This is a genomic window from Cellulomonas sp. JZ18 (assembly GCF_009720485.1).
In the GTDB taxonomy this organism is placed as follows: Bacteria; Actinomycetota; Actinomycetes; order Actinomycetales; family Cellulomonadaceae; genus Cellulomonas.
Genome location: NZ_CP045245.1, coordinates 2,322,019 through 2,347,146 on the forward strand (window position 1 = coordinate 2,322,019; position 25,128 = coordinate 2,347,146).

Here is a 25,128-nt window from a genome sequence, read left to right on the forward strand (position 1 = left end):
ACGGCGCGCGGCGCCGGCCGCCTCACACGGAGAGCCGTCCCGGTTACGCGGAGAGGCAGCTCGGTCCGAGCAGCGCCTTCAGGTCGCCGTACAGCGACGGCGAGCGCTCGACGCGCAGGCCGTCGTCGAGCCGCATGACCGTCACCTTGCCCGGGTTCGTCAGGCGCAGGTGCACCTCGGTGACGCCCGGGTGCGTGCAGAGCACCTCACGCAGGCGCTCGACCACCGGCGGCGTGCAGCGCGACTCGGCGAGCGACACGACGACCGGGGCGTCCGCCGCCTGCGAGACGTCCGGGATCGAGACCTCCATGGCCTGCAGCTGCATCGTCTCGTCGCGCCGGCGGACGCGGCCGCGCACGACGAGCACGGCGTCCTCGGCCAGCACCGTCGAGTACGCGAGGTAGGTCTCGCCGAAGAACATGATCTCGACGGACCCCTCCATGTCCTCCAGCGTCACGGCGGCCCACGGGTTGCCCTGCTTCGACATCTTGCGCTGCAGACCGGTCACGAGGCCTGCGACCACCACGGTCGAGCCGTCGGGACGCGCCTCGTCCGCGTTGAGCGTCGCGATGGAGACGTCCGCGGCGGCGGCGAGCACGTGCTCGATGCCCGACAGCGGGTGGTCGGACACGTACAGCCCGAGCATCTCCCGCTCGAACGCCAGGCGCTGCTTCTTCTCCCAGTCCGGCAGGTCGGGGATCGTGACGCTGACGCCCCCGCCGTCGCCGGGACCGCCCAGGTCCGCGAACAGGTCGAACTGGCCCTCCGCCTCCCGGCGCTTGACGCTGATGACCGAGTCCACGGCCTGCTCGTGCACCAGCAGCAGCGCACGCCGCGCGTGCCCGAGGGAGTCGAACGCACCGGCCTTGATGAGCGACTCGATGGTCCGCTTGTTGCAGACCACCGCGGGCACCTTGTCGAGGAAGTCCGTGAAGGACGTGAACGCGCCCTTCTCCTCGCGCGCGGCGACGATCGCGTCGACAACGTTGGCGCCGACGTTGCGCACCGCGGTGAGGCCGAACCGGATGTCCTTGCCGACGGCGGTGAAGTTCGCGGACGAGGAGTTCACGTCCGGCGGCAGGACCGTGATGCCCATGCGCCGGCACTCGTTGAGGTAGAGCGCCGACTTGTCCTTGTCGTCGCGCACGCTCGTGAGCAGCGCGGCCATGTACTCGGTCGGGTAGTTCGCCTTGAGGTAGGCGGTCCAGTAGGACACGACGCCGTACGCGGCCGAGTGCGCCTTGTTGAACGCGTAGTCCGAGAACGGCAGCAGGATGTCCCACAGCGTCTGGACGGCCTCCATCGAGAAGCCGCGCTCGCGCATGCCGGCCGAGAAGCCCTCGAACTGCTTGTCGAGCTCGGCCTTCTTCTTCTTGCCCATCGCGCGGCGCAGGATGTCGGCCTGTCCGAGCGAGTACCCGGCGACGCGCTGGGCGATCGCCATGACCTGCTCCTGGTAGACGATCAGGCCGTAGGTCGTGCCGAGGATGTCCGCCAGGGGCTCCTCGAGCTCCGGGTGGATGGGCGTCACCGGCTGCTGGCCGTTCTTGCGCAGCGCGTAGTTCGTGTGCGAGTTCGCACCCATCGGGCCGGGGCGGTAGAGCGCGCCGACGGCGGAGATGTCCTCGAAGTTGTCGGGCCGCATGAGGCGCAGCAGGGTCCGCATGCCGCCGCCGTCGAGCTGGAACACGCCCAGGGTGTCGCCGCGTCCGAGCAGCTCGTACGTGGCCCGGTCGGTCAGCTCGAGCTTCTCGAGCTCGACCGGCTCCTTGCCGTTCATCACGATGTTCTCGAGCGCGTCGTCGAGGATCGTGAGGTTGCGCAGCCCGAGGAAGTCCATCTTGATCAGGCCGAGGCCCTCGGACGTCGGGTAGTCGAACTGCGTGATCACGGCGCCGTCCTGCGGGCGGCGCATGATCGGGATGATGTCGATGAGCGGCTCGCTCGACATGATGACGCCCGCCGCGTGCACGCCCCACTGGCGCTTCAGCCCCTCGATGCCCTTGGCGAGCTCGACGACGCGCTGCGCGTCGGGGTCGGCCGCGTGCAGCTGCCGGAACTCCTCGGCCTCGTGGTACCGCTTGTCCGACGGGTCGAAGATGCCGGTGAGGCTGATGTCCTTGCCCATGATCGCGGGCGGCATCGCCTTCGTGAGCTTCTCCCCCATCGCGAACGGCATGCCGAGCAGCCGCGCGGAGTCCTTGAGGGCCTGCTTGGCCTTGATGGTGCCGTACGTGACGATCTGCGCGACGCGGTCCTCGCCGTACTTCTCCGTCACGTACCGGATGACCTCGCCGCGCCGGCGCTCGTCGAAGTCGACGTCGAAGTCGGGCATGGAGACGCGGTCGGGGTTGAGGAACCGCTCGAAGATCAGGCCGTGCCGCAGCGGGTCGAGGTCGGTGATCTTCATGGCGTAGGCGGCCATCGAGCCGGCACCGGAGCCACGGCCGGGCCCCACCCGGATGCCGTTGTCCTTGGCCCAGTTGATGAAGTCGGCGACCACGAGGAAGTACCCCGGGAAGCCCATCTGCGTGATGACCTGGGTCTCGTACTCCGCCTGCTTGCGCACCTCGTCCGGGATGCCGGCCGGGTACCGCTGGTGCAGCCCCTTCTCGACCTCCTTGACGAACCAGCTGGTCTCGTCCTCGCCGGGCGGGCAGGGGTAGTTCGGCATGTAGTTCGCCGAGGTGTTGAAGGACACCTCGCACTGCTCCGCGATCCGCAGCGTGTTGTCGCACGCCTCGGGCAGCTCGGCCCAGATCCGGCGCATCTCCTCGGCGGACTTCACGTAGTAGCCGTCGCCGTCGAACTTGAAGCGGTCCGGGTCGGACAGCGTCGAGCCGGAGTTGATCGCCAGCAGCGCCTCCTGCGACGCGCTGTCCTCGCGCTTGACGTAGTGCAGGTCGTTCGTCGCGACGAGCGGTGCGCCGAGGTGCTCCGACAGGCGCAGCAGGTCCTTGAGGACACGGGTCTCGATCTCGATCCCGTGGTCCATCAGCTCGATGTAGAAGAACTCCTTGCCGAAGATGTCCTGCAGCTCGCCGGCCGCGCGGACCGCCTCGTCCCACTGGCCCAGCCGCAGCCGCGTCTGGATCTCCCCGGACGGGCACCCCGAGGTCGCGATCAGGCCCTTTCCGTAGCGCTGCAGCAGGTCGCGGTCCATGCGGGGCCACTTGCCCATCTGCCCCTCGAGCGACGCCAGCGAGCTCGCGCGGAACAGGTTGTGCAGGCCCTCGTTGTTCCGGGCCAGGAGCGTCATGTGCGTGTACGCGCCGCGGGCGGACACGTCGTCGGCTTCCTGGCCCTGCCCGCCGAACCGCACGCGCGTCTGGTCGAACCGGCTCGTGCCGGGCGTGACGTAGGCCTCGACGCCGATGATCGGCTTGATGCCGGCCGCCGTGCCCTTCGCCCAGAAGTCGTACGCGCCGAACAGGTACCCGTGGTCGGTCGTCGCGATGGCCGTCTGGCCCAGGCGCTGCACCTCGGCGAACAGGTCGGGCAGACGGGCCGCGCCGTCGAGCATCGAGTACTCGGTGTGCACGTGGAGGTGGACGAAGTCGGAGCCTCCAGCAGATGCCATGCGGGCGATCCTACGTGCCTCCACCGACACCTCCGAGACCCCCGCGACCCGTGTCCGGCGACACGCCGGAGGGGCCCGTGAGCCTGCTCACCCGTAGGCCGCGCGCAGCCTCTCCAGCCCCACGACGAGGTCCTCCGGGTAGTCGCTGCCGACCTCGAGCCACTGCCCCGTGCCGGGGTGCTCGAAGCCGAGGCGCACCGCGTGCAGCCACTGCCGCTGCACGCCCAGACGCGCCGCCAGCGACGGGTCCGCGCCGTACGTGAGGTCGCCCACGAGCGCGTGGCGCAGCGCCGCCATGTGCACCCGGATCTGGTGCGTGCGCCCGGTCTCCAGGTGCACCTCGACGAGCGAGGCACCCGGCAGCATCTCCAGCACCTCGTAGTGCGTCACCGACGGCTTGCCGTCCGCCACCACGGCGAACTTCCAGTCCGACGACGGGTGCCGCCCGATGGGCGCGTCGATCGTCCCGGTCGTCGGGGCCGGGTGCCCCTGGACGAGCGCGTGGTAGACCTTCTCGACCGTGCGCTCCTTGAACGCGCGCTTGAGCACGGTGTAGGCGTGCTCGCTCTTGGCGACGACCATGAGCCCGGTCGTGTTCGCGTCCAGGCGGTGCACGACCCCCTGCCGCTCCGCCGCACCCGACGTCGAGATCCGGTAGCCGGCCGCTGCGAGCGCGCCGACGACGGTGGGCCCCGTCCAGCCGGGCGACGGGTGCGCCGCCACGCCGACCGGCTTGTCGACGACGACGAGGTCGTCGTCGTCGTGCACGATCCGCATGCCCGGCACGGGCTCCGGGACGACGACGGGGGCCGGTGGCGCGGTCGGCGTCAGGTCGACCTCCAGCCACGCCCCGGCCGTCAGCCGGTCGGACTTGCCCACCTCGCGGCCGTCGACGCGCACCGACCCGTCGGCGGCGAGCTCGGCGGCGCGGGTGCGCGAGAGCCCGAGCAGCCGCGCCAGCGCCGCGTCGACGCGCTCGCCGGCGAGCCCGTCCGGGACCGGCAGCGCACGCTGGTCGCTCACGCCGCACCACCGTCGTGCGCCCGCTGCGCCCCGTCCGCGGCGTCGCCGTCGGCGACCGCGGGCGCCGCGTCCGCGGCCTCCCCGGTGCCGTCACGCGTGCCGTCGAGGTGCACGCCCCGCGCGGTGAGCAGGACGACCAGGATCGCCGCCGCCACGATCGCGATGTCCGCGACGTTGCCGACGAACAGGTCCCCGTACGCCAGGAAGTCGATGACGTGCCCGCGGGCCGGCCCCGGCTCGCGCACCATGCGGTCCACGAGGTTGCCGAGGGCACCGCCGAGCAGGAGCCCCAGCGCGAGCGCCCACCCGGTCGACCCGATCCGCCGGGACGCGCGCACGACGACGACCACGACGACCACCGCGACGAGCGTGAGCACCCACGTCATGCCCGTCGCGATGGACAGGGCCGCCCCGGGGTTGCGCACGAGCTGCAGCCCGAACAGGTCGCCGAGCAGCGCGACGCGCTCCCCCGGTGCGAGCGAGGCCACCGCCCAGACCTTGGTGGCCTGGTCGACGGCCAGCACGCCGAGCGTGAGCCCCGTGAGCAGCGTCAGCAGGCGCCGACGCCGCGACACCGGCGGCCGCGTCCACGGCAGCCGGCCGGACGCCGGCTCCTGGGGCAGGTCGGGCTGGGCCGGCGTTCCGTCCGTCGTGGGCACCGCAGGAGTCTACGGGGGCGTCAGCGACGCTCCTCGCGCTGCTTGCACTCCACGCAGAGGGTCGCGCGCGGGAACGCCTGCAGGCGGGCCTTGCCGATCGCCCGCCCGCACGACTCGCACACGCCGAACGTCCCGGCCTCGAGCCGGTCGAGCGCGTGGGCGGTCTGCTCGAGCAGGTCCCGCGTGTTGTTCACGAGCGTCAGCTCGTGCTCCCTCTCCAGCGCGGAGGACCCCGAGTCCGCCTGGTCGTCGCCCGCGCCGTCGCCGGAGTTGCGCAGCAGCTCGGACAGCTCGGCGCCGGCCTCCAGCAGCTCGCCGGCGAGCCGTTCGCGGTCGGCGGTCAGCTCGTCCGCCACCTCCTGGACCTCCGCCTGCGTCCACGGCTCCTCGCCGTCGCGGACCGGCAGTGCACGGGTGACGGTCAGCGGACCGGCGTCGGTGCCGGCGGTCAGCGTGCCCGTCGATGTGCTCGGTGCGTCGTTCATGGTCACGGACGTTCCCCCCGTCTCGAGTGCCGCGACTGTATGCGCGCACGGGTCGGGGCACAACACGGCACGCACGGCGGCCGGGCGGCACGGCCGCCCCGGGCCGGCGCACCGGACGGGTCGCCCGCACGCGCGGCGCCCTCCGCACCGGGGCCCGCCGGCACCGGCGGACCGCGGCGGGCATGCCGACGCCGCCGGCCCGCGCACACGAGGTGGCGACCGGCGGCGACGTGACGCGTCAGATGCTCTGCTTCTCCGGCACCGGCTGGCCCTGGCCCGAGCGCGGCGGCAGCGCGTTGCCGCGGTTCTCGAGGTCGCCGAGCAGGTTCTCGAGGTAGCTCTTGAGGCGCGTGCGGTAGTCGCGCTCGAAGACGCGGAGCTCGTCGATCTTGCGCTCGAGCAGCGAGCGCTCCTGCTCGAGCTGGCCGAGCGTGCGCTGCGAGGTCTCCTCCGCCTCCCGGACGATCCGGTTGGCACGCGACTTCGCCTCGTTGATCAGGCGGTCCGACTCCTCCTGGCCGCTGCGCACGTAGTCGTCGTGCAGCTTCTGCGCCAGCGCGAGCATGCCCGTGGCGGACTCCGGCTCGCTCGTCCGGGCGGGGGCGGGCGCCTGCACGACGGGCGGCTGCGGCGCGACCGCCGGCACGGGCGCGGGCTGCGGCTCGGGCACGGGGGCCGGCTCGGGCTTCGGGGCGGGGGCGGCCTGCTGGGCACCGGCACGGCTGAGCTCGGCGATCCGACGCTCGGCCGCCGCCAGCTTCGTCTTGAGGTCCTCGTTCTCGCCCTGCAGGTCCCGCAGGGTGTTGACGACCTCGTCCAGGAAGTCGTCGACCTCGTCCTGGTCGTACCCCTCGCGGAACTTGGTCGCCTGGAACTTCTTGTTCAGGACGTCGTCTGCGGTCAGCAGTGCCATCGTCGTCACCTCTGTCGGTCGTGCTGGCTCTGGCCGGCGGCAGTCAGTCCACCGACCGCCTCGGGCCACCGTAGCGGAGAAAACAAGCGTCGCACGTCCCCCCGGACCGCCCCCGGAGGGCGGCGGACGGGGTCGTGGGGACCCTCGTCACACCCGGCCCAGCACCGACAGCAGCAGCGAGCAGCCCAGTGCGAGGACGAGGAACGCGAGGTCGAACCGGACCTGCCCGATACCCACCGGGGGCAGGACTCGGCGCAGCGCGCGCAGCGGCGGGTCGGTCACGGAGTACGTCACCTCGGCGACGACGAGCGCGACGCCCGTCGGCCGCCACTCGCGTGCGAAGAACTGGACCCAGTCCAGCACCAGCCGCACGAGCAGCAGGAGGAAGAAGACGAGGACGACGAGATAGAGCAGGTTGGCCAGGAGACGCACGCGTCAACTCTGGTTGTAGAAGCCGGAGCGTGTCGAGGCGTCCGTCGCGGACGCGTCGCCGGCGAGCTCGACGTGGGCCGGCGAGAGCAGGAAGACCTTGCTCGTCACGCGCTCGATCGCGCCGTGCAGGCCGAAGATCAGGCCCGCCGAGAAGTCGACCAGACGCTTGGCGTCCGCGTCGTCCATGTCGGACAGGTTCATGATCACCGGCGTGCCGTCACGGAACGCCTCGCCGATCTTGCGCGCGTCGTTGTACGAGCGCGGGTGGATCGTGGTGATGCGGCGCAGGTCCGCCTGCTCGCGCGGCGCGGGTGCGGGCTGCACGCGCGGCGTGCGGTGCAGCGGTGTCACCTGCGCCTCGTAGGGCTCCTCGGGCACGTCGACGACCTCCGGCTCCTCGTACTCGTCGAGGTACTCCTCGTGCTCGGTCCGGTCGTCGGCCAGGCCGAGGTACAGCATCGTCTTGCGCAGCGCTCCGGCCATCGCGTCGTCTCCCATCCGCCGGACCACCCGGCTGCCTCGAGCCGCACCGCGTCCGGCGGGACAGGGCCGCCGCAGGTCGGTGCGCTGGTGACGCTAGCAACGCGCGCCCCGCGCCGCCGCACGACACGCGGGCGTGTCGCAACTCGTCCTGCGCCACGTCCCGGCAGGTCAGGGCAGGAGCCGCACGACCCCGGCCAGGCGTCCGGTGCGCGGCGCGGCCGGGTCGGTGTGCACCGCGCGACGGTGGGAGTACAGCGCCGGGTCCGTGTACGTGTCCCGGCCGTCCACCCGGACCGCACCCACGCCGCACGCGGCGAGCACGGCACGGGCGCCCGCCGCGAGGTCGAGGGCGGGCGTCCCGTCGCGGGTGGTGCCCGCGGCGGCCGGCACGACGGCGGCGACCTCGTCGCGCAGGGCGGCCGGGACCTCGTAGGAGGCGGCCGCGATGCACGGCCCCACCACGGCGACGAGCCGGTCGGGTCGCGCGCCGAGCCCCACGAGGGCCTCGACCGCGGCCTCGAGGACACCCGCCACCAGGCCCTGGCGCCCGGCGTGCGCGGCCCCGACGACGCGCGCCGCCGGGTCCGCGAGGAGGACGGGGACGCAGTCGGCCGCGTAGACGCCCAGTGCGACGTCCGACCGGGTGGTCACGAGGGCGTCGGCCCGACCGACGCCGGTGGTGGCGGGGTCGACGGCAGGCGGCTCCTCGACCACGACGACGCCGCGCCCGTGCACCTGCGTGGCGAACAGCACCGGAGCCGCCACCGCCTCCGCGAGGCGGCGGCGGTTCACGGCGACGGCTGCGGGGTCGTCGCCCACGGCGAGGCCGACGTTGAGGCCGTCCCACGGCGGCGCGCTCACGCCGCCGTCCCGCCGCGTGAAGCCGGCCCGCACGCCCGGGCCGAGGTCGACCGCGTCGAACGGCAGCCGCGCCACGGGCGTGCTACTTGAGGAAGTCGGGGACGTCGAGCTCGTCGCGCTCCCGCCGGGCGGGCTCCTGCGTGAAGACGCGCGGGACCTCGAGCGGGCCCGTGTGGGTCGCCGGCTCCGGCTGGGTCGACAGGAACGCCGGCACCTCGCCCCGCGGCTCGGGCGCCGGGGCGGGCGCGGCACGCAGCGTGCCGAGCGGGACCAGGTCCTCGTCCTGCACCTGCACGGGACGCGGCGTCGGCACCTGCGCCGGGGCGGGGGCCACGGCGGGCACCTGCCGCGCGGGCGCGCCGCCGACCTGCCCGAGCGCACGTGCGTCGCGCCGCACGGGACCACCGCCGTCGAAGCCTGCGGCGATCACGGTCACGCGGACCTCGTCCCCGAGGGCGTCGTCGATGACCGCACCGAAGATGATGTTCGCCTCGGCGTGCGCCGCCTCCTGGACCAGGCGCGCCGCCTCGTTGATCTCGAACAGACCGAGGTCGGACCCGCCCTGGATCGACAGCAGGACGCCGTGGGCGCCGTCGATGCTCGCCTCCAGCAGCGGGGACGAGATCGCCATCTCCGCGGCCTGCACGGCGCGGTCCTCCCCGCGCGCGTAGCCGATGCCCATGAGGGCGGACCCGGCGCCCTGCATGACCGACTTGACGTCCGCGAAGTCGAGGTTGATCAGGCCGGGCGTCGTGATGAGGTCCGTGATGCCCTGGACACCGGACAGCAGCACCTGGTCGGCGGAGTGGAACGCGTCGAGCACCGAGACCGAGCGGTCGGAGATCGACAGCAGGCGGTCGTTCGGGATGACGATGAGCGTGTCGACCTCGGCACGCAGCGCGTCGATGCCGGCGTCCGCCTGCACCGAGCGGCGGCGTCCCTCGAACGTGAACGGACGCGTGACGACACCGATGGTCAGGGCACCGAGCGAGCGCGCGATGCGCGCGACGACCGGGGCACCGCCCGTGCCGGTGCCGCCGCCCTCGCCCGCGGTGACGAAGACCATGTCCGCGCCGCGCAGGACGTCCTCGATCTCCTCGGCGTGGTCCTCCGCCGCCTTCTTGCCGACCTCGGGGTCCGCACCGGCGCCGAGGCCGCGCGTGAGCTCGCGGCCGACGTCGAGCTTGACGTCCGCGTCGGACATGAGCAGGGCCTGGGCGTCGGTGTTGACCGCGATGAACTCGACACCCTTGAGACCGACCTCGATCATGCGGTTCACGGCGTTGACGCCGCCCCCGCCGATGCCGACGACCTTGATGACCGCCAGGTAGTTCTGGGGAGCTGCCACGGTGGGTGCCTCTCGTTCGTGGGTCGCGGCTCCGGGGTGCCGCTGCTCGGTGCTCGTGCGCGACACGCGGCGTGCGTGCCCCGCTCTTCAACCTTCACCCTCAGGTTGAGGGTTAGAGTTATGTCAGGCGCGTTGTCGGGTCGTGACGCTAGGTGCCGCCCTGCCCGCGATCAACGACCGGCGTGCGCGTGTCGCGCTTCGCCGTGCCGACGTGCGTCACGCCCGCACGCCGGGTGCCGCGGGCTCACCGCGTGATGGGCATGCGAGGCGCCGAGACGTCGTAGACGCTCGCCCCCGCGGCGGTCGGCGCCGCACGCAGGGCCGCCAGCACGGCCACCTTCAGCGGTGTCTCGTCCGCGCTCCCCCAGTCCACCCGGGGGCCCAGCCCGTCCGCCGCGCCGGGGTCGCGCAGCTGCATCGTCACCGTGTCCTGCGTCTGCGCCGACACGCCCGCCACCTGCGCGAGCAGGTCCGGCGGCAGCTGCTCCAGGACGTGCAGCACCGCGGTGAGCGTCCGCTCGTCGCCGACCGGGACGTCCACGACCGGCAGCCCCTCCGGCGCGACGTCCGCGCGGCCGACCTGCACGCCCTCCTGGTCCAGCAGGGCGAACCCGGCCGGACCGCCCGCCGGCGACGCCTCCTCCGGCACCGCCGCCACGGGCTCGCGCGACACGAGCTGCACCGCGAGCCCGCGCGGCCACTCGCGCACGACCCGCGCCTCGCGCACGCCGGGCACCTCGAGGACCTCGTCACGCAGCCGCACCGTGTCCAGCCGCGGGAGCGGGACGCCGTGGTGCTCCGCCACCACGCCGAGGACCTGGTCGACCGCCACGACCGTGCCCGCGCCGGTCACCTCGACCTCCGCCGGGTCCAGCGCCAGCACCGGGGACAGCAGCAGGAGCCAGCCGACGCCGCCCGCGGCGAGCACGCCCGCGACGACGAGCAGGACCTGCCGGCGCGCGAGCGCCCGCCGTGCCCGCGCGCGCTCCGCGAAGCGCTCCCGGGAGGTGGTGGAGACCACCGCGGGACGCACGGGTCCGGAGAACCGCCCGACGGTGTAGGTGGTCACCGTGCGCGTCGGCCCGGTGGCCGTCGTCGGACCCGCCACGACGCGCGACGTCCCGCCCGTGGTCGTGGGGACGGGACCGGTCGTGGGCACCGGACCGGTCCCACCGGTCGTGGGCACCGGACCGGTCGTGCGCACCGGACCGGTGGGCGACGCACGGCGCGACGTGGGCACCGCGCCGCTCGTCGGGCGCGCCTCGGGACGTGCGGGTCGCTGCGGACGCGGGGACGGGTCGGCCGGCGGCACGACGGCCGAGGGGCCCGTGCGGGGCGTCGCCTCGCCGTCCTCGGGGCGTGCCGAGGCGCGCCGCGTCCCGCCCGGACGGTCGCCCCGGGCCGGGCGGGCCGGCCGTGCCGGGCCGGCCGGACGACGCGGGCGGGGCGCGGGCGGCCGGTCCGGGCTCACGGCAGCGGACCGTCCACGGCAGCCTCGCCGGGCACGTCCGCCGCGGCCCCGCCCGCCTCGAGAGCGGCGAGCACGACGGGAGCCAGCTCGGTCACGTCACCCGCGCCCACCGTGAGCACGAGGTCCCCCGGGCGCGCCAGCCGCGCGACGGCGTGCGCGGCGGCGTGGCGGTCCGGCACGAAGCGCGCCTTGCCCGGCGTGGGCACGGCGTCGGCGACCAGGGCGCCCGTCACCGCGGGGTCGGGGTCCTCCCGCGCGGCGTAGACGTCCGTCACCACGACGGCGTCGGCCAGGTCGAACGCCGCACCGAACTGCGTGGCGAAGGTGCGGGTGCGCGAGAACAGGTGGGGCTGGAACAGCGCGAGCACGCGGCCCTCCCCCACCACCTGGCGAGCCGCGGTGAGCAGCGCCGCGACCTCCGTCGGGTGGTGGGAGTAGTCGTCCACGACGCGCACGCCCGCGGCCGTCCCGCGGTCCTCGAACCGCCGGCCCGTCCCGGCGAAGTCGTCGAGCCCCGCCGCCGCCGCCTCCGGCGGGACGCCCAGGCGGCGCAGGACGCACCAGGCAGCCGCGGCGTTGAGGGCGTTGTGCGCACCCGGTACCCGCAGCCGCAGCGTCACGGGGGCGCCGTCGCGCGGGGTGAGCACGACCTCCCAGCGGCCGTCCGGCGTGGGACGGCTGGCGCCGACGTGGACGTCGGCGTCCTGGCCGACGCCGTAGGTGACGACGTCCGCGTCCCGTCGGCGCAGGTCCTCGCGGGATCGCGCGACCAGGCGCGCCGCGCCGGGGTCGTCGGCGCACGCGACGAGCAGGCCGCCCGGACGCACCCGGTCGACGAAGCGGACGAACGCGTCCTCGAACGCCTCACGCGAGCCGTAGTGGTCCAGGTGGTCGGGCTCGACGTTCGTGACGACCGAGACGAGGGGCTCGTAGGCGAGGAAGGAGCCGTCGGACTCGTCCGCCTCGGCGACGAACGGACCGTCGCCGTGCCGGGCCCCGCCGAGCGTGCCCCCGACCGACCGGACGACGCCGCCGATCGCGAACGCCGGGTCGGCCCCGGCGTGCACGAGGGCGGTCGCGACCATCGCCGACGTGGTCGTCTTGCCGTGCGCCCCGGCCACCGCGACCGCGTCACGGCCCGCCATGAGCGAGGCGAGCGCCTCCGAGCGGTGCAGGACGGGCAGGCCGCGCTCGCGTGCCGCCACGACCTCCGGGTTCGCGGCGCGGACCGCGGACGAGACGACGAGCGTGTCCACGTCCTGCACGTGCGCGGCGGCGTGCCCGACGTGGACGCGCACACCGGCCGCGCGCAGCCCCGCGAGGGCAGGCCCGTCCTGCGCGTCCGAGCCGCTCACGGCCAGCCCGCGCGCGGCGAGCAGCGGGGCGATCGCGGACATCCCGGCGCCCCCGACGCCGACGAGGTGCACGCGTCCCAGGTCCGCGAGCGGGACCGCACCGCGGGCACCCGGGTGCGGGACGGCAGGCCCGACGGGAGCACCGCCCCCGGCGTCCGCCGCGCGGCCCGGCTCCGCGGCGCCGTGCGCGTCGCCGGAGCCGGCGCGGCGCACCGCCACCGGCAGCAGCGCCTCGACGAGGTCCGCGACCCGCGCCGCACCGTCACGGACGCCGACGGCCGCCGCCGCCGCGCCCATCCGCAGGCGCGCCTCCGCCGCGTCGCCGCTGCCCAGCAGCACCGGGACGTGCGCGCGCACCCAGTCGGGCGTGAGGTCGGCGTCGTCGACGAGGACGCCGCCCCCCGCCGCGACCACGGGCGCCGCGTTGAGCCGCTGCTCGCCGTTGCCGACGGGCAGCGGCACGTAGACCGCCGGGATGCCGAGCGCGGCGAGCTCGCAGACCGTCCCCGCCCCCGCGCGGCCGACCACGACGTCGGCGACGGCCAGGGCGTGCTCCATCGCCGTCAGGTACTCCAGCACGTGGTACCGCTCCGCACCGGGCACGCCCGACACCGCCGCGCGGACCTCGCCGTCCTTGCCGCGCCCGGTCAGGTGCAGCACCTGGGCACCCGTCGCGAGCAGGTCCGCGGCCGCGCCGGCGACCGCGCGGTTGACGCTCACCGCCCCCAGCGAGCCCCCGGTGACGAGCAGCGTCGGCGCGTCCGGGTCGAGCCCCAGCACGGCCGCGGCCGCACGCCGCGTCCCGGCGGCGTCGTCGGCGCGGGCCGCCACGAGCTCCTGGATCGCCGGACGCAGCGGCAGGCCCGTGACGTGTGCCCCCGGCAGCGCCGTGCCCGGGAAGGTCACGGCGACCGCCGCGGCTCCCCGCGCCCCGAGCCGGTTGGCCAGCCCCGGCCGCGCGTTCTGCTCGTGCACGACCACCGGGACGCCCCGGCGCCGGGCGGCGAGGTAGGCCGGGGTCGCGACGTACCCGCCGAAGCCCACGACCACGTGCGCGCCGATCGCGTCGATCGCGTCCTGCGCCGCCCCGACGGCGGCGCGCAGCCGGCCCGGCAGCCGGAACCAGTCCGCCGTCGGGCGCCGCGGCAGCGGGACGCGGGGGACCACCGCGAGGGGGTACCCGTGCTCGGGCACCAGCCGTGCCTCGAGGCCCTCCGCCGTGCCGAGGACGGTGATCGCCGCACCCGGGTGGCGCGCGCGCAGCTCGTCCGCGACCGCGAGCAGCGGGTTGACGTGCCCGGCGGTGCCGCCGCCGGCGAGCAGGACCGCGGGCGCGTCAGCCACGGGTCCGCCCGATCACCGCGAGCGAGCGCCGGACGACGGACGGCCGGGCGGCGAGCGCCTCGGCCGCGCCCGGCTCGGACCGGGCGAACGAGATGAGGACGCCGAGCGCGGCCATGGTCACGATGAGTGCGGACCCTCCTGCGGAGACGAGTGGGAGCGGCACGCCGATGACCGGCGCGAGCCCGATGACGACGGCGATGTTGATGGTCGCCTGACCGACGACCCATGCGCAGATCCCGGCCGTGGTGATCTTGACGAACGGGTCCGGGTGGCGCCGGATGACGCGGACCATCGCGAACGCGAGCAGCGCGAACAGACCCAGCACGAGCAGCGTGCCGACCAGGCCGAGCTCCTCGCCGAGGATCGCGAAGATGAAGTCGTTGTGGGCGGCCGGCAGGTAGGACCACTTCTCGCGGCTCTCCCCCAGCCCGAGGCCGCCGAGGCCGCCGGTCGCCAGGCCCCAGCCGCCGTGCAGCGTCTGGTAGCACTCGTTGGTGACGTCGCAGGTCGCCGAGAGCCAGGACATGATGCGGTTGACGCGGTTCTCGCTGCCGATCGCGAGCACCGCCACACCGGCCGCCGCGACCGCGCCCGCCACCGCGAACACCCGCAGCGGCACGCCGGCGACGAACATCGCCCCCGCGACGAGGAGCACCAGGACCAGCGCCGTCCCGAGGTCGTGGCCGAGCAGGACGGCGCCGATCGCCACGCCCGCGACCGGGACGGCGGGCACCAGCGCGTGCTTCCACTCGTGCAGCAGGGCGAGCTTGCGCGTCAGGACTGCGCCGAGCCACACCGCGAGGGCGAGCTTCACCGTCTCCGACGGCTGCGCGGAGAACCCGGGCAGGCAGACCCAGTTGCGGTTGCCGCCCGCGCCGCACCCCAGCGGGGTGAACACGAGCATCTGGAACAGGACGGCCGCCCCGAGCACCGGCCAGGCCGCCGCCCGGATGAGGCGCACGGGCGTGCGGGAGAGCACGAGCAGGGCGGGCAGCCCGATCAGCGCGTACTTGGCCTGGTCCAGGAACACGGTGTAGGGCGAGTCACCGTCGGCGAGCGACTCGACGCTCGAGCTCGACAGCACCATGACCAGGCCCACGACGACGAGGAGCGCGCTCGCGCCGACCAGCACGTAGTAGCTCGTCACCGCGGAGTTCCACGCGCCGAGGAACGACGGCTCGCGACCCGCGAGCGGCGTCCCGCGGCCCGGTGTGCGGGTGCCGACGCCGGGACGCCGGTCCTGCGTCGCGGTCACGACCCGGCCTCCGGGCCGTCGTCGCGCGGGCTCACCCCGTCCGCGCCGAGGGCTCGCACGGCGGCCGCGAAGGCGTCCCCCCGGGCGGCGTAGGAGGCGAACTGGTCCATGGAGGCGCTGGCCGGCGCGAGGAGCACGGTCACGGGCACGCCCGCGGGCGCACCGGCGGCCAACCGGCGCGCCTCCTGCACGGCACGGGTCATCACCGGCTCAGTCTCACCGGCGACGACCTCGATCACCGGGACGTCCGGTGCGTGTCGGGCGAGGGCGTCGCGCAGCGGCGCCCGGTCGACCCCGATGAGCACGACCGCGCGCAGCCGGTCGCGCCGCGTGCGCACGAGCTCGTCGAAGGCGGCGCCCTTAGCCAGCCCGCCGGCGACCCAGACGACCGACCCCTCGCCGAACGCGGCGAGGGACGCCGACGCGGCGTGCGCGTTCGTCGCCTTCGAGTCGTCGACGTACGCCACGCCGTCGAGGTGCCCGACGGTGACGATGCGGTGCGCACCCGGCGCGAACGCGCGCAGGCCGTCCCGCACGTGCACCGCCTCGACCCCGTGCGCGAGGGCGAGGGCGGCCGCGGCGAGCGCGTTGCGCACGACGTGCGGCGGCACCACGCCGGCCGGCCCCGCGAGCTGGGCGAGGTCCGCCAGGGTGCCGAGCTCGGCGGCGTGCGTGTGCCGCAGGCGCGCGAAGCCGCGGTCCACGAGCACGTCGTCGACGAGCCCGAGCTGGCCGACCGACGGCGTCCCGAGGGTGAAACCGACGGCGACGGCGCCGTCCTCGACGTCCGCGTCCCGCACGAGCTGCTCGGTCACGGGGTCCGACGCGCTGTAGACGCACGCGACGCGCGTGCGCTCGTAGATGCGTCCCTTGTCCCTCGCGTAGGCCTCGAGCGAGCCGTGCCAGTCCAGGTGGTCGGGCGCGACGTTGAGCACCGCCGCGGCCTGCGGGGACATCGAGAACGTGTGGTGGAGCTGGAAGCTCGAGAGCTCGACCGCCAGCACCTCGACCTCGGGGTCGACCGCGGCGAGCACGACCGGCGTGCCGACGTTGCCCACCGCCAGCACGCGCCGGCCGGCGGCGCGCAGGATCGACTCCAGCATGCCCACGGTCGTCGTCTTGCCGTTCGTCCCGGTCACCGCGAGCCACGGCGCGGGCTCCCCGTCGCCGCCGTCGCGCGGCACCCGCACCTGCCACGCGAGCTCGACCTCGCTCCACACCGGGACGTCGTGCTCGCGCGCGGCGGCCAGCAGCGGGTGGTGCGGCGGCATGCCGGGCGAGGCGACGACGAGGTCGGCACCCCCCAGGCGCTCGGCGACGAGCGCGGCGACGTCGTGGTGGTCGGCCTCCGGGGCGCGGTCGTCGAACGTGACGACGTGCGCCCCGCGGTCGGCGAGCACCTGCGCCGCGGCCCGTCCGGAGACGCCGAGCCCTGCGACGAGGACCGTGCGGCCGTCGAACCGTGCGTCCACCTAGCCCGCCACCCACTCCGCGTAGAAGATGCCGACGCCGAGCGCCACGAACAGGCCGGCGATGATCCAGAACCGGATGACGATCGTGACCTCGCCCCACCCCGACAGCTCGAAGTGGTGGTGCAGCGGCGCCATCTTGAACACCCGCTTGCCGGTCATCTTGAAGAAGCCGATCTGGATGACGTCGGACAGCACGATGAGCACGAACAGGCCGCCGATGATCGCGCCGAGGATCTCGGTGCGCGTGAGGATCGTCAGCGCCGCGAGGGCGCCGCCGAGCGCGAGCGAGCCCGTGTCGCCCATGAAGATCTTCGCCGGGCTCGCGTTCCACCACAGGAACCCGAACAGCGCGCCGGTGATGGCCGCCGCGACGACCGCGAGGTCGAGCGGGTCGCGCGTCTCGTAGCAGCGCGGCCCTGCGGTCAGCACCGACTGGCACGTCTGGTTGAACTGCCACACGCCGACGAGCACGTACGCGCCGAAGACGATGAGCGAGACGCCCGTCGCGAGCCCGTCCAGACCGTCGGTGAGGTTCACCGCGTTGGACCAGGCCGTGATGAGGAAGTTCGCCCAGATCACGAACAGGATCAGCCCGACCGTGGCACCCGCGAACGCGAGGTCGAGGTCCGTGTCGCGGATGAACGAGATCCGCGTCGACGCCGGCGTGCGGAACTGCTCGTTCGGGAACTGCAGCGCGAGCACCGAGAACGTCACGCCGACGACGCCCTGCCCGACGATCTTCCACAGCGGCGACAGGCCGAGGCTGCGCTGGCGGGAGATCTTGATGAAGTCGTCGAGGAAGCCGACGACGCCGAGCCCCGTCATGAGGAACAGCGCGAGCACCGCGGACGCGCTCGGTGCCGTCCCCGTCAGCGCGAGTCCCGCGAGCCAGCCGATGAGCGTCGCCCCGATGATGACGACGCCGCCCATGGTCGGCGTGCCGCGCTTGGTGAAGTGGGCGGTGGGCCCGTCCTGCCGGATGAACTGGCCGTACTGGCGCTTGACGAGGAACCGGATGAACAGCGGCGTGCCGAGCAGCGCCACGAGCATCGCGAGGCCGCCCGAGATCAGGACGGCCCTCATGCGCCGGCCTCCGCGAGCCGGTCGCCGAGCCGCCACAGGCCCGCGCCGTAGGAGGACTTGACGAGCACGACGTCCCCGGGGCGCAGCTCCTGCTCGAGGAACGCGGCCGCGGCGTCGACGTCGTCCGCGAGCACCACCTCGTCACCCCACGAGCCCTCGTGGTTCGCCCCGTCGCGGATGGCCCGCGCACCGTCGCCCACGACGACCGTGAGGTCGATGTTGAGGCGCACCACGAGGCGGCCGATCGCGTCGTGCGCCGTCCGGTGCTCGTCGCCGAGCTCGAGCATCTCCCCGAGCACCGCGACGGAGCGCCGCTCACGCCCGGCGATGACCGCGAGGGCCTTGAGCGCCGCGCGCATCGAGTCGGGGTTGGCGTTGTAGGAGTCGTCCACGACGGTGACGCCGTCGGGCCGCTCGACCACGTGCATGCGGTGCGGCGAGAGCGCGTCCGCCGCGCTCAGCCCGGCCGCGACCTCCTCGAGCGACAGCCCGACCGCCAGGCCCGCCGTCGCGGCGGCCAGCGCGTTGTGCACGTGGTGCTCGCCGACCAGGCGCAGCGTGACCTCGCGCTCCTCGCCCGCCGGCACGTGGACGAGCCGGAAGCGCGCCCGTCCCAGACCGTCGAGGCGGACGTCGAGCGCACGCACGTCCGCGTCCGACGACGCGCCGAACAGCACCACCGGCCCTGGGGCGAGCGTCGCCATGGCCCGCACCCGCTGGTCGTCCGAGTTGAGCACCGCCGTGCCACCGGGCACCAGGCCCGCGACGATCTCCGACTTCGCCCGCGCGACCGCCTCGATGCCGCCGAAGCCGCCGAGGTGCGCCTGCCCGACCACGAGCACGACCGACACGTCGGGCGGGGCGATGTCGGTGAGGTAGGTGAGGTGACCGGGGCCGCTCGCGCCCATCTCGAGCACGAGGAAGCGCGTGCTCTCGTCGGCCCGCAGCACCGTCAGCGGCAGCCCGATCTCGTTGTTGAACGAGCGCACCGGGGCCACGGTCGGCCCGGCCGCGCCGCACAGCTGCGCGAGCAGGTCCTTGGTCGTGGTCTTGCCGACCGAGCCGGTCACGCCGACGACCCGCAGGCCGCTGCCGCCCGGCTCGACCGCCGCCTCGCGCAGCCGGACCAGGACGTCGCGCGCGAGGTCGCCCAGCGCGCGCTCGACGTCCGGCACCACGACGCACGGCAGCGGCCCGTCGGGGCCCTCGAGCGCGCGCGCGGCCAGCACGAGCGCGGCCCCGGACCCGACCGCGGCCGCGGCGAAGTCGTGCCCGTCGACGTTCTCGCCGGGCAGTGCGACGAACAGCCCGCCCGGCAGCACCTCGCGCGAGTCGACGACGACGGGGCCGGTGACGACGGTCGCGGGCGCCACCCCGGACAGCGCTCCGCCCGTGGCGGCCGCGATCTCGGCCGCAGTCAGCGCGATCACGCGTGCTGCTCCTGGCGCCGGTCCTGCTCGTGCCGCGCGGCGAGGAACACGTCGCGGTCGTTGTAACGGTGGAACACCCCGGCGATCTCCTGGGTCGGTTCGTGGCCCTTGCCCGTGACGATGACCGTGTCCCGGTCACCGGCGAGGGCGAGGGCGTCGCGGATGGCCTGCGCACGGCTGGTCGCCTCGTGCACGTCGGTCAGGTCGGGTCGCACGTCCCGCACGCCCGCGAGGATCGCCGCGCGGATCGCGGCGGGGTCCTCCGAGCGGGGGTTCTCGTCGGTCACGACGAGGACGTCGGCGAGCCGTGCGGCGACGGCGCCCATGATCGGGCGCTTGCCCCGGTCGCGGTCGCCGTCGGAGCCGAAGACGATGACCAGCCGCCCCGGCGTGATGGGACGCACGGCCTCGAGCGCGAGCTCGAGCGCGTCGGGCGTGTGGGCGTAGTCGACGAGGCACAGCGGCCACCCGTCCCCGCGCTCGACGACGCGCTCCATGCGACCGGGGATCGCGTGCGCGCCGCCGACGGCCGCGATGGCGACGTCCAGCGGCACCCCGGCCGTGTGGGCGACCACGACGGCCAGCGCCGCGTTCGAGACGTTGACGAGTCCGGGCAGCGGGCTGGCGGCCTCGTGCTCGGCCCCGTCGGGACCGCGCAGCGTGAACCGCGAGCCGACGCCGTCGAGGCCCACGTCCGCGCTGACGACGGCCCAGTCGGCGCCCTCGGCCTGCGGCGACCCCACGTGCGTCGCCACGGTCTGCACCGGCACGGGCGCCTCCGCGGCGAGCCGCTGCCCCCACACGTCGTCGACCACCACGACGCCACGGCGCGCCTGACCGGCGGCGAACAGGCGGGCCTTGTCCCGGAAGTACGTCTCCATGTCGCCGTGGAAGTCGAGGTGGTCGCGCTGGAGGTTCGTGAAGCCGACGACGTCGAACTCGACGCCGCCCACGCGCCCGAGCGCGAGCGCGTGCGAGGAGACCTCGGTCGTCAGGGCGGTCGCGCCGCGCTCGTGCGCGAGCGCCAGCAGCGACTGCAGCACCGGCGCCTCGACGGTCGTGCGCGGGCTCTCCACCGCCTCGTCGCCGACGCGCAGCTCGACCGTCCCGAGCACCGCGGTCCGCGCGTGCGCGGCGCGCAGCGCCGCGTCGACGAAGTAGGTCGTCGTCGTCTTGCCGTTGGTCCCGGTCACGCCGACGGTCACGAGCCGGCGCGCGGGGTGGTCGTGGGTCCAGGCGGCGACCGGCCCGGCGACGGCGCGCGGCTCGTCCGCGAGGACGACGGGCACCGCGTCGGCGCCGACCTGCTCGGCCACGAGCCGGGCGCCGGCACGGTCGGTCAGCACCGCGACGGCGCCGGCGGCCACGGCGTCGCGCGCGAACCGCGCGCCGTGGACCTTCAGGCCCGGCACCGCGACGAAGAGGTCGCCGTGCTCGACGTCCGCGCTCGACATCGTCACGCCCGTGAAGGTCACGTCCTCGCCGCCGGGGGCCGCCAGGGAGAGGCCGACCGCGGCCACGAGGTCGCCGACCCTGCGGACCGGCGGGTGCTCGGGGCGCAGCCGGCCCAGGGGGACGTCATGGGGAGGAATCTACCCCGGTCGGTCGTCACCACGTCGTCGGGTGCAGCGTCGCCGGCGCCCCCGACGGGGGCACGCCGAGCTGCTGCAGCGCGTACTGCGTGACGGTGCTGAAGACGGGCGCCGCCACCGTGCCGCCGTAGATGGACGTCTTGGGGTCGTGCAGGATCACGGCCGTCACGACCTGCGGGTCGTCGACCGGCGCGACGCCGATGAAGGACGAGGTGTACCCGGACGGGTTGAACTTCTGCGCGGTACCCGTCTTGCCGCCGACGCGGTAGCCGGGGATGGCCCCGCTCGAGCCCGTGCCGTCCACGACCGTGCTCTCCAGCATCGACAGCACCGCGGCCGCCGTCTGCGACGACACGACCCGCGTCCCCTCGGCCGGCGTCTGCGGCTCGAACTCCCCTTCCGGCGACGTCCACCCCGCGATGAGGTGCGGCTGCGCCCGGACACCGTCGTTCGCGATGGTCGCGAAGACGCTCGCCGCCTGCAGCGCGTTGACGGACACCGCCTGCCCGAACAGCACGGCGTACTCGTCGCGGCCCTGCCAGCGGTCCGGCGTGCGCAGGAGCCCGGCGGACTCGCCCGGCAGCTCGATGCCCGTCTGCTGGCCGAAGCCGAACGCGGACATGTACTGGTAGCGCTGCTCCTTGCTCATGCGCTCGCCGATGAGGATGGTCCCGACGTTCGAGGACTCGGCGAAGATGCCGGTCGCGGTCAGCTGCTGCACCGGGTGGTCGTGCGAGTCCTTGATCGTCTCGCCGTGGGGCGTCTGCCAGCGGTCCGCCACGCGGAACTGCTCGGTCGGCGTGACGAGCCCGAGCTCGAGCGCGCCGGCCATCGTGACCACCTTGCTCGTCGAGCCCGGCTCGAAGACCTGCGTCACCGCCGGTGACAGCGCGCCCGCGCCCGCCTCGCCGGGGTCGTTCGGGTCGATGGAGCCCGAGTCCGCCAGCGCGAGGACCTCCCCGTTCGGGCGCATCACCACGATCGCACCGCCCGTGGCGCCCGTGGCCGCCACCTGCGCGTCGAGCGCCGACTGGGCCTTCCACTGCAGGTCGGACTTGATCGTCAGCCGCACCGAGTCGCCCTGCCGCGCGGGCGTGCCCTCGGACACGCCGCCGGGGATGGGCTGCCCCCCGCGGCCGCGCTCGTAGCGCTCCTCGCCCGCCTCGCCCTGCAGCCGCTCGTCGAGCGTCAGCTCGAGGCCCTGCAGACCCGTGCCCGAGGAGTTCACGAAGCCGAGCATGTTCCCGCCCACGGCGCCCTTCGGGTAGACCCGGTCGGCGACCTTGTCGACGTTCACGCCGTCGATGCGCAGCGCGCGGATGTCCCGCGCGACCTCCGGCAGCACGTTCTTCTGCACGACGACGTAGCCGCGGTCCCCCACCAGCCGGCCGCCGAGCTCCGCGGGGTTCACGCCGAGCAGCGGCGCGAGCCGGGCGGCCACGCCCGCGGCGCCGTCGAGACCGTCCGACCCCCGCGCCTTGTACTGCGCGACGCGGCGCTGGTTGACCGAGATCGTGTAGCGCTCGACGGACGTGGCGAGCACGACGCCGTCGGCGTCCGTGATCTCCCCGCGCGCGCCGAGCACCTGCTGCGTGGACATGCGCTCCGCCTGCGCCTGCGCCGCGATCTCCGGCCCACGGATCACCTGCACGTAGACGAGCCGGCCCGCGAACAGCACGAACAGCAGCGCGAAGAGCACGACGAGGGTCAGGACCCGCCCGCGCGAGGCCGGCTCGACGGGGCGCGCGGGCTCGGGACGCAGCGCGCGCGCGACGGCCGGGGACGCCGCGGGACGCCGACCCGCCGGGACGCGACCCGCGCCGCGTGCGGCACGCACGGGCGCCGTCCGGGTCGCCGCCGGGCGGCCGCCCGCGGCACGGCCGGTGCCGGGCGCGGGTGCGCCCGCGCGGCGGCCGTCCGCGTCGGGGGCGGGTGCCCGGCGCGGGACCGTGCCGGTGCGCTCGCTCACGCCGCCCACGGTGCCACGCGCGCCGGTCCGCGCCGGGGCGACGCGCTGACGCCCGGACCGTCCGGCCCCGGCGCGTCCCGCGGCCGGGCGAACGTCGGTGCTCATCCGTCCGCCGGTGCCGGCGCCCCCTGGACGCTGCCGTCCGCCAGGCGCAGCCAGCCGGTGCCGTTCGCCTCGACCATGCCCAGGGCCGTGGCGGCCTCGGCGAGGCGCGCGGGCGACGAGCGCTGGTCGAGCGCGGCGACGAGGTCCATGCGGTCCTGCTCGAGACGGCTCAGCTCGTTCGACAGCTCGTACCGCTCGAACGCGAGCGACGCCATCTGCGTGTTCAGCAGCAGCGCGGTGAGCAGCGCACCGGCCAGCACGGCCATGCACGCGAGGACGAACGGCACGCGCGAGCGGGCCTGCTCGGGCGCGCGGACGACCCGCAGGCGCGGGGGCGGCGCGGCGGCCGGGCGGGCGGGCAGCGGGTACGCACGGGCGGTGCGTGCGGCGCTGGCAGGCAGGGCGCTCATGCGGCTCTCCTCGCGGTGCGCAGGTGGTCGGGGGTGGGTCGGACGCGTTCGGCGGCGCGCAGCCGGACCGACTGCGCCCGCGGGTTGCGGGCCAGCTCCTCGGCGTCGGCCTCCTCCGCGCCCCGGGTCAGCAGGCGCAGGTACGGCGCGTGGGTCGCGGGCTCGACGGGCAGGTCCGGCGGCGCGCTGGACGTCGCACCGGCGGCGAGCGCGCGCTTGACGAGGCGGTCCTCGAGCGACTGGTACGACTCGACGACGATCCGGCCGCCGACGGCGAGCGCCTCGATGGCGGCCGGCAGGGCCCGCTCGAGCGCGGCGAGCTCCCCGTTCACCTCGATCCGCAGCGCCTGGAACGTGCGCTTGGCCGGGTGGCCGCCGGTCTTGCGGGTCGCGGCGGGGATGCTCGCGCGCACGAGGTCGACGAGCTCGCCGGTGCGCGTCAGCGGCGTCTGCTCGCGGCGCCGGACGACCGCACGGGCGATCCGCGCGGCGAAGCGCTCCTCGCCGTACACGTGCAGGACGCGGGCCAGCGCACGCTCGTCGTACGTGTTGAGCACGTCCGCAGCGGTCTGCCCCCGGGTCGGGTCCATCCGCATGTCCAGCGGCGCGTCCTGCGCGTACGCGAACCCGCGCTCGGCCTCGTCCAGCTGCAGCGACGAGACACCGAGGTCCATGAGCACGCCCTGCACGGACGGCAGGCCGAGACGCTCGAGGACGTCCGGGATCTCGTCGTACACCGCGTGCACGCCCGTGAAGCGGTCGCCGAACCCCGCGAGGCGCCGGCTCGCGAGCGCGAGGGCCTGCGGGTCCCGGTCGATCCCGACCACGCGGGCGCCGGCGAACGCGCGCAGCACGCCCTCGGTGTGCCCGCCCATCCCGAGCGTGGCGTCCACGAGGACGGCGCCCGGTGCGGTCAGGGCCGGCCCGAGCAGGTCGAGGCAGCGCTGCAGGAGCACGGGGACGTGCCGCGACGCGGGGTCGACGTCCGTCGGCTCGCCCATGCTGCCCCTCCCTCCTGCGGTGGCGTCGTCGTCGTGCGGTGCGCTCCCCGTCGCGGCGGGGGCGGTGGTGGCCGGTCGGGCCCTCCCCCGTCCGGCCAGATCCCCCACCGACCTCTCTGGCGCCGGGGAAGTGCGTCAGAGCGGACGGGAGGAGGTCTCGTCGGGCGGAGCAGGGTGTACGGGGTCTCACCGCCCCGGCAGGGCGGTGGTGCGGACGTGCCGGGGCGGGTACGGACCGGGCGGTCGGCGGACGGCTCAGAACGGGCCGTTCGGGAAGACCTCCTCGGTCGTGTCGGCGTAGCCCGCCTCCTGCTCGGCCAGGTAGGCCTCCCACGAGGCGAGGTCCCAGATCTCGACGCGGGTGCCGGTGCCGATCACGGCGACGTCGCGATCGAGGCCCGCGTACTTGCGCAGCATCGGCGGGATCGAGATGCGGCCCTGCTTGTCGGGCAGCTCGTCGCTCGCACCCGACAGGAAGACGCGCAGGTAGTCACGCGCCTGCTTGCTCGTGACGGGTGCCTGCCGCAGCTGGTCGTGCATGCGCCGGAACTCGTCCATCGGGAGCAGGAACAGGCAGCGCTCCTGACCCCGCGTCATGACGAGCCCCGGGGCGAGCTGGGGCCGGAACTTCGCCGGGAGGATGAGCCGCCCCTTGTCGTCCAGGCGCGGCGTGTAGGTGCCGAGGAAGGGCGCGAAGGAGCCGAAGGCGCCGGTCGAGTCATGCGACACCTCACTCCCCTCCTGGTCGGCGTCCGCGGCCGGTTTCGGCCGCGGTGGCGGACCGGTCGCTCCCGGTCTCTCCACGTGCCTCCACGGTACTCCACTTCCCTCCACGCGCATCCGGAAAGGCGCGCAAG

20 protein-coding genes are annotated in these 25,128 nt (G+C 74.9%); all 20 read right to left on the bottom strand.

The window, feature by feature from the left end; translation table 11 throughout:
* Nucleotides 1-43: 43 nt before the first annotated feature.
* Nucleotides 44-3,580: a DNA polymerase III subunit alpha gene (gene dnaE / locus GC089_RS10535; RefSeq protein WP_155377642.1), complete on the bottom strand. Its 3,537-nt coding sequence runs from the start codon at nt 3,578-3,580 to the stop codon at nt 44-46.
* An 87-nt stretch (nt 3,581-3,667) separates the two neighbouring features.
* Complete coding sequence (locus GC089_RS10540) at nt 3,668-4,603, bottom strand: RluA family pseudouridine synthase (RefSeq protein WP_155377643.1); 936 nt, start codon at nt 4,601-4,603, stop codon at nt 3,668-3,670.
* Complete coding sequence (locus GC089_RS10545) at nt 4,600-5,262, bottom strand: signal peptidase II (RefSeq protein WP_155377644.1); 663 nt, start codon at nt 5,260-5,262, stop codon at nt 4,600-4,602. The genes GC089_RS10540 and GC089_RS10545 overlap by 4 nt, the downstream gene beginning before the upstream one ends.
* Before the next feature lie 20 nt (nt 5,263-5,282).
* Complete coding sequence (locus GC089_RS10550; protein ID WP_155377645.1) at nt 5,283-5,747, bottom strand: TraR/DksA C4-type zinc finger protein; 465 nt, start codon at nt 5,745-5,747, stop codon at nt 5,283-5,285.
* Nucleotides 5,748-5,985: 238 nt separating this feature from the next.
* A complete protein-coding gene (locus GC089_RS10555) occupies nt 5,986-6,660 on the bottom strand; it encodes a DivIVA domain-containing protein (protein WP_155377646.1) in 675 nt (224 codons plus the stop codon).
* Nucleotides 6,661-6,807: 147 nt separating this feature from the next.
* On the bottom strand, nt 6,808-7,092 hold the full coding sequence (locus tag GC089_RS10560) for a YggT family protein (protein WP_136520326.1): 285 nt from the start codon (nt 7,090-7,092) through the stop codon (nt 6,808-6,810).
* Between the two features lie 3 nt (nt 7,093-7,095).
* Complete coding sequence (locus GC089_RS10565; RefSeq protein WP_136520769.1) at nt 7,096-7,575, bottom strand: cell division protein SepF; 480 nt, start codon at nt 7,573-7,575, stop codon at nt 7,096-7,098.
* A gap of 168 nt (nt 7,576-7,743) precedes the next feature.
* Entirely contained in the window at nt 7,744-8,511 is a 768-nt protein-coding gene (gene pgeF / locus GC089_RS10570; protein ID WP_230684736.1) for a peptidoglycan editing factor PgeF, read from the bottom strand.
* Nucleotides 8,512-8,518: 7 nt separating this feature from the next.
* Entirely contained in the window at nt 8,519-9,784 is a 1,266-nt protein-coding gene (gene ftsZ, locus GC089_RS10575) for a cell division protein FtsZ (RefSeq protein WP_155377647.1), read from the bottom strand.
* Between the two features lie 244 nt (nt 9,785-10,028).
* The gene (locus GC089_RS10580; protein WP_230684737.1) at nt 10,029-10,970 is read right to left on the bottom strand and encodes a cell division protein FtsQ/DivIB; all 942 of its coding nucleotides are present in this window, start codon (nt 10,968-10,970) and stop codon (nt 10,029-10,031) included.
* Nucleotides 10,971-11,251: 281 nt separating this feature from the next.
* Nucleotides 11,252-13,954: a UDP-N-acetylmuramate--L-alanine ligase gene (murC, locus tag GC089_RS20085; RefSeq protein ID WP_155377648.1), complete on the bottom strand. Its 2,703-nt coding sequence runs from the start codon at nt 13,952-13,954 to the stop codon at nt 11,252-11,254.
* Nucleotides 13,947-15,209 (bottom strand): putative lipid II flippase FtsW, encoded by a 1,263-nt coding sequence (ftsW, locus tag GC089_RS10590; RefSeq protein WP_155377649.1) that lies wholly within the window; start codon nt 15,207-15,209, stop codon nt 13,947-13,949. Before ftsW ends, murC begins: the two co-directional genes overlap by 8 nt.
* On the bottom strand, nt 15,206-16,681 hold the full coding sequence (murD, locus tag GC089_RS10595; RefSeq protein WP_155377650.1) for a UDP-N-acetylmuramoyl-L-alanine--D-glutamate ligase: 1,476 nt from the start codon (nt 16,679-16,681) through the stop codon (nt 15,206-15,208). The genes ftsW and murD overlap by 4 nt, the downstream gene beginning before the upstream one ends.
* Nucleotides 16,682-17,764, bottom strand: a complete 1,083-nt coding sequence (gene mraY / locus GC089_RS10600) for a phospho-N-acetylmuramoyl-pentapeptide-transferase (RefSeq protein ID WP_155377651.1) — start codon at nt 17,762-17,764, stop codon at nt 16,682-16,684.
* A complete protein-coding gene (murF, locus tag GC089_RS10605; RefSeq protein WP_155377652.1) occupies nt 17,761-19,194 on the bottom strand; it encodes a UDP-N-acetylmuramoyl-tripeptide--D-alanyl-D-alanine ligase in 1,434 nt (477 codons plus the stop codon). The genes mraY and murF overlap by 4 nt, the downstream gene beginning before the upstream one ends.
* Nucleotides 19,191-20,714 carry a UDP-N-acetylmuramoyl-L-alanyl-D-glutamate--2,6-diaminopimelate ligase gene (locus tag GC089_RS10610; RefSeq protein ID WP_230684738.1) on the bottom strand — a complete coding sequence of 508 codons (1,524 nt, stop codon included), beginning with the start codon at nt 20,712-20,714 and terminating at the stop codon, nt 19,191-19,193. The genes murF and GC089_RS10610 overlap by 4 nt, the downstream gene beginning before the upstream one ends.
* A gap of 88 nt (nt 20,715-20,802) precedes the next feature.
* Nucleotides 20,803-22,755, bottom strand: a complete 1,953-nt coding sequence (locus GC089_RS10615; RefSeq protein ID WP_230684739.1) for a penicillin-binding protein 2 — start codon at nt 22,753-22,755, stop codon at nt 20,803-20,805.
* Between the two features lie 101 nt (nt 22,756-22,856).
* Nucleotides 22,857-23,270, bottom strand: a complete 414-nt coding sequence (locus GC089_RS10620; protein ID WP_155377655.1) for a hypothetical protein — start codon at nt 23,268-23,270, stop codon at nt 22,857-22,859.
* The gene (gene rsmH, locus GC089_RS10625; RefSeq protein ID WP_155377656.1) at nt 23,267-24,271 is read right to left on the bottom strand and encodes a 16S rRNA (cytosine(1402)-N(4))-methyltransferase RsmH; all 1,005 of its coding nucleotides are present in this window, start codon (nt 24,269-24,271) and stop codon (nt 23,267-23,269) included. The genes GC089_RS10620 and rsmH overlap by 4 nt, the downstream gene beginning before the upstream one ends.
* 255 nt (nt 24,272-24,526) lie before the next feature.
* Nucleotides 24,527-25,000 (bottom strand): division/cell wall cluster transcriptional repressor MraZ, encoded by a 474-nt coding sequence (gene mraZ / locus GC089_RS10630; protein ID WP_155377657.1) that lies wholly within the window; start codon nt 24,998-25,000, stop codon nt 24,527-24,529.
* Nucleotides 25,001-25,128: the final 128 nt, after the last annotated feature.